Here is a 12103-nt window from a genome sequence, read left to right on the forward strand (position 1 = left end):
GAATTACGAGCCGTCCACCCTACAAGTTCGGTAGGGTGGGCACTTGTGCCCACGCGGTACATCCTCCGAACAGCAATTACTTGAACAGCACCGACGCCTTCTGCAGCGTAATCCACACGCCCAGCAGCAGCGGAATACCAACCGCCGCCCATGCGAATGCGGCCACGGCCGGGTTGTTGGCAACGCCAACGCCGCCGCGGTTGCCCGCCACGCGCACGCCGCCTGCCGCGGAGATGTCCTTTTCATGCGCCAGCTTCTTCTCGGCGGCCAGTTCGGCATCGGTCATGAAATGCTTGTCGGCCAGCGGACGGATCATTGCGTTGAGCACGATGCCCACCACGACCAGGCCGGCCAGCACGTACATCGTCACGTCATACGCCTGCGCCTTCGGCACGCCGTTGGCGATCTGATACTCGCGGATGTAGTTGATCAGAATCGGACCAAGTACACCTGCCGCGGCCCAGGCCGTCAGCAGGCGGCCGTGGATCGCGCCGACCATCTGCGTGCCGAACAGGTCGGCCAGGTAGGCCGGCACGGTCGCGAAGCCGCCGCCGTACATCGACAGGATGATACAAATGAAGCCCACGAACAAGGCCAGCTGGCCGTTGTGCGCCATGGACGGAATCGACGCGTACAGGAAGAAGCCCAGTCCCAGGAACACGAAGTAGGTCGCCTTGCGGCCGATATAGTCGGAGCACGAGGCCCAAGCGAAGCGGCCGCCGATGTTGAAGAGCGACAGCAGGCCGGTGAAGCCGGCGGCGATCGCCGCGATCTGGCCTTTCTGGGTCGCGTCGAGTTCGTTGAAACCGAGGTCGACGCCGATCAGGCGGCCGCCGAAGACTTCCTGCAGCAGCGGCGAGGCCATGCCGAGGATGCCGATGCCGGCCGAGACGTTCAGGAACAGCACGCCCCAGATCAGCCAGAACTGCGGAATGCCCCAGACGCGGCTGGCGTGCACGTGCTTCGAGGTGATCATCGTATTGGCCGAGGTCGCCGGCGGGGTCCAGCCTTCCGGCTTCCAGCCGGTGGCGGGCACGCGGTATGTCATCGCGCCGGCGACCATGAAGACGAAGTAGATCGCGGCCAGGGCCAGGAAGGTTTCCCAGACGCCGACCGAGTTCGCGGTAGCGAAATGCTTCATCAGCCTGTCCGCCAGCGGGGCGCCGATCATCGCGCCGCCGCCGAAGCCCATGATGGCCATGCCGGTGGCCATGCCGCGCCGGTCGGGGAACCATTTGATGAGGGTGGAGACGGGAGAAATGTAGCCGAGCCCGAGGCCGATGCCGCCGATGACGCCGGAACCGAGCCACATCAGCCAGATCTGGTGGGTGTAGATGCCCAAGGCCGAGATGACCAGGCCGCCGCACCAGCACAATGCCGAAACCAGGCCGGCCTTGCGCGGACCCGCGTGCTCGAGCCAGCCGCCGAACAGCCAGGCGGCCAGGCCCAGGAAGACGAAGAACAGCGTGTACATCCAGCCGAGCATCGAGATCTTCCAGTCGCAGGTGGTGGCGAACACTTGGGCCATGAAGCCCATGTCCGCTGGGCAGGCCAGCGATTCGGTAATGCCGATCGCTTTCGAGAGCGGCAGCCAGAACACCGAGAAGCCATACGCCATGCCGATGCACAGGTGAATGGCGAGCGCCGCCGGCGGTACCAGCCAGCGGTTGAAGCCCGGCCCCGCGATCGTATGTTCCTTCTTCAGAAAATCGAATAAAGCCACGTCCCCTCCGTTGTCGTTATAAGTATCGGAATATGCTTTTTAGAGCATATTAAATCGTCATTTTTTGTTATTCGCGGAGGTTAGCATGATGTTTTTCCTTGAGAAATAGGCTATTTTGAGCATATGTTCAAAGTGCATATCCGCCCGCATTGGGAAATCAGCGTCAAGGGCGAGACGCCGCTCGATACCGCCGACCTGCTCGGCCTGCTGCTGTCCATCCAGGACACGGGCTCGATCGCCCAGGCGGCCAAGGCCGTCGGCCTGTCCTACCGCTATGCCTGGGGCTTGCTGCGCGCGGCCGAAGCCCTGTTCGGCGAGCAGTTGCTGCAGACCGGGCGCGGGCGCGGCACGGGACTGACGCCGCTGGCACAAAAACTGGTGTGGGCCGACCGCCGCATCGCCGCCCGCCTCTCGCCCACGCTGCACAGCCTCGCATCCGAACTGGAAGCCGAGCTGGGGCGGGTGTCGACGAATTCGATGCGCACCCTGCGCATGGATGCGAGCCATGGTTTCGCCGTGGCCGCGCTGATCGGCAGCATCGACCGCGACCAGCTCCCCATCGACCTGCGCTACCGCACCAGCACCGATGCCGTGGCGGCGCTGGCGCGGCGCGAATGCGACCTGGCCGGTTTCCACATCCCGATCGGGCGTTTCGCGGCGCCCACCGCAGCCTGGTACCGGCGCTGGCTCGATCCCGGCCAGCATTGCCTGGTCCACGTCGCCGGCCGTCAGCAGGGGCTGATCGCGGCGCGCGGCAATCCGCTGGGCTTGACCGGCATCGCCGACCTCGCGCGGGCGGACGTGCGCTTCGTCAACCGCCAGGCCGGCTCGGGTACGCGCATGCTGCTCGAGATGATGCTGGCCGCCGACGGCCCGCCGCCCGAGGCCATCAACGGCTTCAACAGCGCCGAGTTCACCCATTCGGCGGTGGCGGCCTACATCGCCAGCGGCATGGCCGACGCCGGCTTCGGCATGCGCGCCGCCGCCGCGCAATTCAAGCTCGATTTCATTCCGCTGGTGCGCGAGGAATATTATTTCGCGCTGCGCAGCGAGGCCGTCGACGCGCCGGCGATGCGCGAGCTGCTCGAGCTGATGCGCCAGCCGGCCTACCGCAAGCTGGTCGCCGCCCTGCCCGGCTACGACGCCACTCACACGGGGGAACTGGTGGCGCTCGCGGACGCCTTTTCGCTCCAGCCCGCCCAGGGAGACCTGCCCCCCTGACGTGCGATCGCGACACCCTGGCGATGCGCCCGCGGTCCTTGCGGCGCCCGCCCAGCACTTCTGAGGTCCCTCAAGCCAGCAGCCTCGGCGCTGGCTAGATTGGAGTCTTTGCGTCGACGACGCATCGCTCACAGGGACGCCATGCTCCGCAGATACTTCATCACGCTCGGCGCGCCGACCACGGCGGGGGGCAAGGTCACCTCGGCCCAGCATCTCGACCGGATCGAGGGCGTCCCGATCGCGCTCGAAGGCGACACCTGCTGGTGCCCCGCCTGCCTCTCGGAAGGCGTGATCCGGCCCGACGGGCCGCGCCTGAACGACACGTTCGAGACCCGCGAACTGGCGCTGGCCGACGACCTGTGCCTCTGCAAATGCAGCCCGCCGCCCCGCCTGCTTGCCGCGCAAACCCTCATGTATCAATTGGTCGACGGCGAACGCTACGCCGGTGACGCCGCCATCGTCTCCGGGCTCGCGGCCCAGGCGAATGCGGTTCCGAAGGACGTCCCTGCCGCGGACAGGCTGCCGCTCGCGCTGCTCGACCCGGACACGCAGGAACCGCTGCCCAACCGCCCTTACCGGCTGGAGCTGGCGGACAAGGTCATCGAAGGCACGCTCGACCAGAACGGCCGCACCCAGCCGCTCACCGCGGCCGAACGCGCCGCCGTGCTCAGCTGGCAGGTGCAGCGCGCGGTCTCCTGAGCGTCCCCAGCGATTCCCTCACCCCATCCAAACGCCTCCAAGGAGCGTTGCATGCTGGCGAAATATGACCCTGGAGCGCCCAATCCCTGGTTTGCCAAACACAAGTACCACGGCATCCCGGTCTACCGGAACATCAAGCCGATCCAGGACTGCAAGCTTTACCATTGCGTCGGCCCGGCAGCCACCTTGCAGAAGGCCATCGCCGTCCACATCCTGACGCCCGAACACCTGTGGGGCACCTTCCAGGTCGAGGCCGAGAACATCCTCAAGGTGAACGGCAGCCTGGAGGGAAACGAACGCGAACGTAACCGCCGCATCAACGCGGCCTACGCCAAGCTGTGGCTGGCCGACAACCGCTTCCAGTGGGCGGGACTGGCCGCGTTCGCTTCTAAACAGGTCGGGTGCGGGCTGCTGCATTCGGCGGAGACGATCGCGAAGAACCGCAGCGAGCGGGAACGCGTATGGCAATCGATCGGCGCCGTCGTCCCGGCCATGCGGACCGCCACTTCGGTGCAGGCGGCAACGGAAGCGGGTGCGGCTTACGTGTACCGGAAGCTGGGCTTCGGGAATGCGCATTTGTTTTTGGATATTTATCCGTTACATAGGTTTTTTATGGAGCGGGGATGGGAGGAGTTCAGTACGTATTTGAAGAACAGGCAGAACGATAAATATCCGGTGCATTGGGCAATCAACAGGGACACGCTTCGGTTTGGAACGCCATTTCAAGACATCCACGATGGATTCGATCTCATCAATTCAGGAAACTTGGCAGCGAGCGTAGAACAGATTGCCCAGCACGAACAAGTCAACATTCTGCAAAAGATTTTGTACAACGATCCTGTCCTGCAGAGGTTGCTTGCCATGAATCAGTATGCTTGGGCGACCGGATTTCCAACTGGTGACTATGAAGAGATCAAACTGACGCTGTCTGCCGAGTGCAGGGCCAAGCCGGGTTTCACATCGTGGTTCTCTCGGGACAAGGGCGCAAAGCTTTGGTTGGCTTCGGAGCGGATGCAGTTCGTGCTGGCGGCGGCCAGACAGTTCCACAGCCTGCTGAACGGTCCTGAGCGCCCCTATGTCGAGGCATCGATGCGCGCGATCGCTGCCGGCGGGAGCGTTGCATGAACCGCCGCTATCGCATCGGGGTCGTATTGGCAGGCCTTATCCTCGCAGCAGCATGGTGGCATTTGCGCACGCCTGAACCGACTGTGCTCGCTTTCCGCCTTGGTCAGACCTTTGAACAGGTCGCGCGGGATTCAACCTATCCCGTGATGCAGCGCTCGAACCGCCCTGTCGACGACCCTGGCGAACACAAATTCGGCGTCGTCTGGGTTGAGGAACCGGCTGTGATCATTCGCTTTACCGATCCGAAACACGGCTTTACGCTGCCGCCGACCAAGTTTGCTGCACTGACCTTCTCAGAAAATCAGGCCGTTTCGCTGGCGACCTCGCCAATGCTCGACCCGCTGCCCTTCGACGAAGCCGTCGCCATTTTGGAAAACCTGCAAAACCAGTTCAAAGCAGGCGGGTGGGAGCCGTGGACTGTAAACGACAGTACTTGGTTCGACCTTACTCCGGAAGGAAAAAAAAGATTGTATGCGCGCATGTTCGAGCGAGGGTACATGGAAACAAATAATCTACGTGTCCCCAAGTTCTACGGCATGACCTTCCGGCTGAAATGTACTGAAGGCTGCTGGACGCGAGAACCACCCTACCTGTTTCTCATCGATATCGGAGTAGGCGACGACGTATATGGGAGGGTGCCGGGTGAAAGGATGCGGTGGAGGCAACCCGAGGGAGCCATCACCGGCAGCAGCGTGCCAGGATGAAAGCACGCTATCGCCGCCTGGCCCCTTTGGCCGGCCTCATCCTCGCCGCCACTTGGTGGCATTCACGCACGCCCGAGCCGACCGTGCTGGCCTTCCGTCTTGGTCAGACCTTCGAACAGGTCGCGAGAGAGTCGACCTATCCGGTGATGGAGCGCTCGAACAAGCCTGCCGAGGATTCGGGCGACCATAAATTCGGCGCCATCTGGGTTTCGGAACCGGCCGTGATCATCCGTTTCACCGATCCGAAACACGGTTTCACGCTGCCGCCGACCAAGTTCGCCGCGCTCACTTTCTCGGAAAACCAGGCGATCTCACTCTCTACCTCGCCAATGCTTGATCCGCTCCCCTTCAACGAAGCCGTCGCTATTCTGGAAAACCTGCAGAACCAGTTCAAGGCAGGCGGCTGGGAACCGTGGAAGGAAAACGACAGCACCTGGTTCGACCTGACACCGGAAGGAAAGAAGCGGCTATATGCAAGGATGTTCGAATCGGGATACATGGAGACGACTAACTTACGTGTTCCCAGGTTCTACGGCATGATCTTCCGGCTGAAATGTACCGAAGGCTGCTGGACACGGGAACCGCCTTACCTCTTTCTCATCGATGTCGGCCTTGGCGACGACATCTACGGCTGGAAACTGGGCGAGCCGATGCGGTGGATGCGTCCCGAGGCGTCCGTCACCGGCAGCAGCGTACCCGGATGAAAACGCACGCCTCTTCCGGGTATCCCCCTAAGGCCGCCGCTTCCTCCAGTTGTAATCCGGCCCCGTCACATCCACCCCCGGATGCCCCACCACGTCGGGATGTTCCGAGCACATCGTAATAAACCGCACTCCCTCACCGGCCCGCTGGCGGCGCCGCAACTCCTCCATGAATCCCATGGCCTTCACCATCTCCTCGGTGCCGAAACCCTCGGCGTGGGGGCGGGTCTCCGTTTCGTCAAACATTGTCCAATACACCATATACATAAACCGCTCCTCGCTGCATTTTGACGGAATTACCGAACTGGCAACTATGCCGCAATTTTGCGCGCTAGTTGCATTCTGTAGCGCACGCTTTCGCTGAAGATAGCAGATATTTAGCAGAGGAAATTGAAAGTAAGATAAAAAGTAGGACTAGTCCGAAATGTCCCCTATATGTTCGCCGTTTAACACAAGGCCATACGTCAGACCGCTAGTCTTTAGCCTGTCTACATCAAAGCAGGTATATCTCATGAATTACGACAAGCAAATCCAGCCACATTCCGTACCTGAGCTGGCGCTTTGGGGCGGACTCGAATGTACAGTCAATCGCGTACGCGACAATTACTTCAGCCAGATGGAACGCAATGGCCACGTCGGCCGCCTGCAGGACATCGAACGTTTCGCTTCCCTTGGTATCCAGGCCATCCGCTACCCCGTCCTGTGGGAATGCGTCGCGCCCGAGCGCATCGAGGATGCCGACTGGTCCTGGTCCGACGAGCGCCTGCCGGCGCTGCAAAAGCTCGGCGTGACGCCGATCGTCGGCCTGCTGCACCATGGCAGCGGCCCGCGCCACACCAGCCTGGTCGATGCCGACTTCCCTGAAAAGCTCGCCGAGTACGCCAGCGCGGTAGCGAACCGCTACCCCTGGGCCGAGTACTACACCCCGGTCAACGAACCGCTGACCACGGCGCGCTTCTCAGGCTTGTACGGCGTCTGGTATCCGCATGGCGAGAGCCACGAACTGTTCATCCGTGCGCTGATCGGCGAATGCCGCGGCACGGTGCTGGCGATGCGCGCCATCCGCGCCGTCAACCCGAATGCGAAGCTGGTGCAGACCGACGACTTGTCGAAGACCTATGGCACGCCGGAGATGGAAGATCTCGTCGGCTTCTTCAACGAGCGGCGCTGGCTGGGCTGGGACCTGCTGTGCGGGATGGTCGACGAAGAGCACGGGATGTGGGGCTACCTGATGGAGTCGGGCGCCACGCCCGAGGAAGTGCTCTGGTTCCGCGACAATCCCTGCCCGCCCGACATCATCGGCGTGAACTACTACGCCACCAGCGAGCGCTGGATCGACCACCGCCGCGAACGCTACCCGCAAGAACGCTGGGCCGGCTATAACGGCCGCGAGTACGCCGACATCGAGACGCCGCGCGCGCTGGCCACGCCGACGCCCGGCATCGGCCCCCTGCTGCAGGAAACCTGGGAGCGCTACGGCCTGCCGATCGCGGTCACCGAAGCCCACATCGACGCCAACCGCGAAGACCAGATGCGCTGGCTGCTGGAGATCTGGAACGCCGCCAAGAAAGTGCGCCAGAGCGGCGCGGACGTGCGCGCCGTCACCGTCTGGGCCCTGCTCGGCTCCTACGACTGGAACTGCCTGGTGACCGAATGCCGCGGCTACTACGAGCCCGGCCCCTTCGACGTGCGCGGCCCCGAGCCGCGCCCGACCGCCGTAGCGACCCTGATGCGCGAACTCTCGTCCGGCCGCCCGCTGAGCCATCCGGTGCTGCAGGGAGAAGGCTGGTGGCGCCGCCCCGACCGCTTCATGTGCAAGCCGGTCGCGACCCGCACCGCGGTGGCAGACCTTGCCGTGCGCGGCCAGTTCAAGTCGAGCGTGGTGCAGCCGATCCTGATCACCGGTGCAACCGGCACCCTGGGTTCCGCCTTTGCGCGCATCTGCAAGAAGCGCAATCTCGCCTGCCACGTGCTGACGCGCCAGGAAATGGACATCACCGACCCGGCCTCGGTCGAGGCGGCGATCCAGCGCTTCAAGCCCTGGGCGATCATCAACGCCGGCGGCTATGTGCGCGTCGACGAGGCCGAAACCGACGTCGACGCCTGCATGGACGGGAACATGCACGGCCCGAACATCCTGGCCCTGGCCTGCATCCGCCATGCGATCCGCTTCATGACCTTCTCGACCGACCTGGTGTTCGACGGCAGCAAGGGCGAGCCCTACGTCGAGTCCGATCCGGTTGCGCCGCTGGGCGTGTACGGCCGCAGCAAGGCCGAAGCCGAGCGCCGCGTGCTCGACGCCGACCCGCAGGCGCTGGTGATCCGTACCAGCTCCTTCTTCGGTCCCTGGGACAGGCACAACTTCGTCACCCAGGCACTGGACGCGCTGCGCAACGGCCGGCCGTTCACCGCCACCAACGACGTGGTGGTGTCGCCGACCTACGTGCCGGACCTGGTCAACACCAGCCTCGACCTGCTGATCGACCGCGAGCGCGGCGTCTGGCACCTGACCAATGCGCAGTCCATGAGCTGGGCCGAGCTGGCCCGCAAGGCCTGCGAGCTGGCCGGGGTGGATGCGAGCGGCCTGCAGGAGCGTTCGGCCAGCGAATCGGGTTACGTGGCGGTGCGCCCCGCGTTCTCGGCCCTGACCAGCGAACGCGGCGTGCTGCTGCCTGCGGTCGAAGACGCGCTGGCACGCTACATCAAGGCGCTCGAGGAAGAAGCGGAAGACGATGGCCAGATGCCGGGAGAAGCCCCGCACTACGCCAGCAGCTGACGCGAACGCAGCGTTTGAAGGGCCGTCCGGACCGCGGGTCCGGCGGCGACCGGCCGGTGCATGACGCAGGACGCGTCGGCGCCGGCCGGTTGTTGTTTGGCTGTTCCAAAGTCCGCGGCAGGGAAATTTTTACGAAGCGCTGCGGTACGACCGCGTGGGCACTTGTGCCCACGCGTTTTTTCGTGTCCTGACGTACCCCTACCGCGCCAGCACCGGCCCCAGCTCGCGCCACACCAGCGGCGCCTCCATCTGCTCCATGCAATTGTGATGCCCCAACGGGCACTCGCGCTGGCGGCAGGGCGAGCAATCGAGGCGCAGCGAGAGCGAGCGGGCGATGTCGGAAAACGGCGGCGCGTGGTCCGGGTCGGTGGGGCCATACAGCGCGATCACCGGCCGGTTCAGGCTCGAGGCAATGTGCAGCAGGCCCGAGTCGTTCGCCACCATGGCCGAGCAGCGAGCGATGACGGCGATTGCCTCGTCGAGCCTGGTCTGGCCCGCCAGGTCCAGCATGCGCGGCGCGGCGTCGCTGGCCAGCGCCAGCACCTCCTCGCAGGTGGCGCTGTCCTTCGGCGAACCGAGCAGCACGATGCGCGCCGCCGGATCCTGGTCGACGATGGCGCGCGCCAGCGCCGCGAAGTGGCGCGGCGGCCAGCGCTTGGCCTGGCCGAATTCGGCGCCCGGCGCGAACGCGACGAGGGCCCCGTCGCCCGCGATGCCGAGGCGCGCGCAGGCGGCCTCGATGCGCTCGTCCGGCACGACAAGGCGTGGTCGCGGACTTGGCGACAGCGGGGCCTGCGGCGCGCGCGCCAGCGCCGCATAGAACGGCACCATCGGGCGCGGCGGCTGCTCGTCAAAGTGCATCACGTTGACCAGGCCGTAGCGCATCTCCCCCTTGTAGCCCACTCGTTTCGGGATGCCGGCCAGCCAGGGGATCAGCGCGTACTTGAGCGTGTTGGGCAGCACGTAGGCCTCGCCGTAGCCGCGTGCGCGCAGCACTTGCGCGTACTTCCAGCGCTCGCGCAGCTGCAGCGCCTTGTGCCGGAACGGCGTCTCGAGCACCGTGTCGACTTCCGCCACCGCGCGCCAGACCGGCGCCACCGCGGGCGGCGCCAGCACGTCGATCGGCCGTCCCGGGTGCTGCTGCTTCAGGCGCGCCAGCAGCGGCTGCGCCATCACGGCGTCGCCGATCCAGTTGGGCGAAATGACGAGGATGCGCGCGCTCATGAACCCTCCTGCTCCGCCACGGCCTGCGCAAACTGCAGGCGGTACAGGTTGGCGTAGGAACCGCCCCTGGCCAGCAGCTCGTCGTGCGTGCCCTGCTCGACGATGCGGCCGTGCTCCAGCACGGCGATGCGGTCGGCGCCCTCGATGGTCGACAGGCGGTGCGCGATGACGATCGTGGTACGGCCGGCCATCAGGGTGTCGAGCGCGGCCTGCACGGCGCGCTCGGATTCGTTGTCGAGCGCCGACGTCGCCTCGTCCAGGATCAGGATCGGCGCATCCTTGTAGATCGCGCGCGCGATCGCCACGCGCTGGCGCTGGCCGCCCGACAGGCGCATGCCGTTCTCGCCGATCATCGAGTCGACGCCGTCGGGCAGGCGCGCCACGACGTCGGTCAGGTGCGCCGCCTTGACTGCCGCGGCCAGGCGCTCGTAGTCGACCTGCTCCGCGCCGTAGGCGATGTTGGCGGCCAGCGTGTCGTCGAACAGCACCACGTTCTGGCTCACCATCGCCAGCTGGGCGCGCAGGCTGGCCAGGCGCAGCTCGGGATAGGGCACGCCGTCGAGCAGGATGCGGCCGGCTTCGGGATCGTAGAAGCGGGTGACCAGGTTGACGAAGGTCGACTTGCCGCCCCCGGAGGTGCCCACCAGCGCCACCGTCTGGCCGGGGGCGATGTCGAGCGAGATGTTCTGCAGGGCCGGATTGGCGGCGTTCGGGTAGCGGAACGAGACGTTCTCGAAGACCAGGCGGCCCTCGGCGCGCCCGATCTCGCGCGTGCCGGTGTCCTCTTCGACCGGCGAGTCGATCATCTGGAACACGGTTTCGGCGGCGGCGATCCCGCGCTGCATCGGGCCGTTGACCTCGGCCAGCGACTTGAGCGGCGTGAGCAGCATCAGCATCATCGTGATGAAGTTGGTGAATTCGCCGACCGTCATGTTCGAGCGGATCGCCAGCACCACCACCAGCGACAGCGCCAGCGAGGTCGCGATCTGGGTCACCGGGGCGGTGGCGGCAAAGGCGACCGTGGTGCGCTGGGAGAAGCCGCGCAGGGCCTCGCTGCGCATGGCGAAGCGTTGCTGTTCGTAGCGTTCGCCGGCGAACACGCGGATCACCTGGTGCCCGCGCGCGGCTTCCTCGACCACCTGCGTCATCTCGGCGGTGACGCGCTGGTTTTCGCGGTTCAGGCGGCGCAGGCGCCCGGTGGTGGTGCGCACGATGACGGCGGTGAGCGGGACCACGACGATCGCCACCAGGGTCAGCTGCCAGTTCAGGTAGAGGAGCGCGGCCAGCAGGCCGACCACGACCAGGGTGTCGCGCACACAGGCGACGAAGACCGAGTTGATCATGTCGACCACCTGGCGCACGTCGCCGATCACGGTGTTGATGATCTTGCCGGTCGACTCTTCGTGGAAGCGCGCCACCGGCAGGCGCAGCAGGCGGTCGAACATGCGGCCGCGCAGGTCGTTGAGCACGCGGCTGATGACCCAGTTGTTCAGGTAGGCGGTGGCGAAGGTGCCGATCCCGCGCACGATGAAGATCGAGATCAGGATGCCCGGAATCCACCAGAGGGAAAATTCGACCTTGTTCTTGAAGCCCCGGTCGAGCAGCAGTTCGATGGCCTTGCCCAGCAGCGGCTGGGTGGCCGCGGTGAGCGCCATGGCCAGCAGGGCCATGTAGGCGCGCGAACGGTAGGGTTTGATGAACGCCCACAGGCGTTTGACGATGACACTGTTTTCCACGTTGCTCTTTTCGCTTGCGAGGCGGGCGCCGAAGGTCGGACTGCGCCGCGGGATACCGGCCCGTCCGGAAAAGGACGGTCAACTCGCCATTTTCGCACACTCGCGCCCGCGTGCGCCGCCACCGCCCGCCACGCCGGCCACCCATGAGCTCCTATGTTTGCTGTTGTACAATGCTGCGGTTCCGGCGGCGGCCC

At 65.1% G+C, this 12103-nt stretch carries 10 protein-coding genes; 6 read left to right on the forward strand and 4 right to left on the reverse strand.

Annotation, left to right across the window (positions count from 1 at the left end; all coding sequences use genetic code 11):
• Nucleotides 1–76: 76 nt before the first annotated feature.
• Nucleotides 77–1723: an OFA family MFS transporter gene (locus ACWCIA_RS19620; RefSeq protein ID WP_454165992.1), complete on the reverse strand. Its 1647-nt coding sequence runs from the start codon at nt 1721–1723 to the stop codon at nt 77–79.
• A gap of 123 nt (nt 1724–1846) precedes the next feature.
• On the opposite strand from ACWCIA_RS19620, the gene ACWCIA_RS19625 reads away from it, so the two are divergent.
• The 5 genes from ACWCIA_RS19625 to ACWCIA_RS19645 all read left to right on the forward strand — a co-directional run bounded on the left by ACWCIA_RS19625 (nt 1847) and on the right by ACWCIA_RS19645 (nt 6176).
• On the forward strand, nt 1847–2944 hold the full coding sequence (locus ACWCIA_RS19625) for a substrate-binding domain-containing protein (RefSeq protein WP_454165994.1): 1098 nt from the start codon (nt 1847–1849) through the stop codon (nt 2942–2944).
• A 141-nt stretch (nt 2945–3085) separates the two neighbouring features.
• Nucleotides 3086–3643 carry a PAAR domain-containing protein gene (locus ACWCIA_RS19630; RefSeq protein ID WP_454165996.1) on the forward strand — a complete coding sequence of 186 codons (558 nt, stop codon included), beginning with the start codon at nt 3086–3088 and terminating at the stop codon, nt 3641–3643.
• 51 nt (nt 3644–3694) lie between these two features.
• Nucleotides 3695–4768, forward strand: coding sequence for a DUF2515 family protein (locus tag ACWCIA_RS19635; protein WP_454165997.1), 1074 nt, complete (start codon nt 3695–3697; stop codon nt 4766–4768).
• Nucleotides 4765–5472 carry a hypothetical protein gene (locus tag ACWCIA_RS19640; protein WP_454165999.1) on the forward strand — a complete coding sequence of 236 codons (708 nt, stop codon included), beginning with the start codon at nt 4765–4767 and terminating at the stop codon, nt 5470–5472. The genes ACWCIA_RS19635 and ACWCIA_RS19640 overlap by 4 nt, the downstream gene beginning before the upstream one ends.
• Nucleotides 5469–6176: a hypothetical protein gene (locus ACWCIA_RS19645; RefSeq protein WP_454166001.1), complete on the forward strand. Its 708-nt coding sequence runs from the start codon at nt 5469–5471 to the stop codon at nt 6174–6176. The genes ACWCIA_RS19640 and ACWCIA_RS19645 overlap by 4 nt, the downstream gene beginning before the upstream one ends.
• 27 nt (nt 6177–6203) lie before the next feature.
• Here the strand turns inward: ACWCIA_RS19645 and ACWCIA_RS19650 are convergent, their stop codons facing one another.
• Nucleotides 6204–6440: a hypothetical protein gene (locus ACWCIA_RS19650; RefSeq protein ID WP_454166003.1), complete on the reverse strand. Its 237-nt coding sequence runs from the start codon at nt 6438–6440 to the stop codon at nt 6204–6206.
• A gap of 349 nt (nt 6441–6789) precedes the next feature.
• On the opposite strand from ACWCIA_RS19650, the gene ACWCIA_RS19655 reads away from it, so the two are divergent.
• Nucleotides 6790–8949, forward strand: a complete 2160-nt coding sequence (locus ACWCIA_RS19655; protein ID WP_454166005.1) for a family 1 glycosylhydrolase — start codon at nt 6790–6792, stop codon at nt 8947–8949.
• 198 nt (nt 8950–9147) lie between these two features.
• Here ACWCIA_RS19655 and waaF read toward each other — a convergent pair whose 3' ends face one another.
• Both waaF and msbA read right to left on the reverse strand, forming a co-directional pair.
• Nucleotides 9148–10173, reverse strand: a complete 1026-nt coding sequence (gene waaF / locus ACWCIA_RS19660; protein ID WP_454166007.1) for a lipopolysaccharide heptosyltransferase II — start codon at nt 10171–10173, stop codon at nt 9148–9150.
• Entirely contained in the window at nt 10170–11909 is a 1740-nt protein-coding gene (msbA, locus tag ACWCIA_RS19665; RefSeq protein WP_454166009.1) for a lipid A export permease/ATP-binding protein MsbA, read from the reverse strand. The genes waaF and msbA overlap by 4 nt, the downstream gene beginning before the upstream one ends.
• Nucleotides 11910–12103: the final 194 nt, after the last annotated feature.

It is taken from the genome of Massilia sp. SYSU DXS3249 (assembly GCF_053668055.1).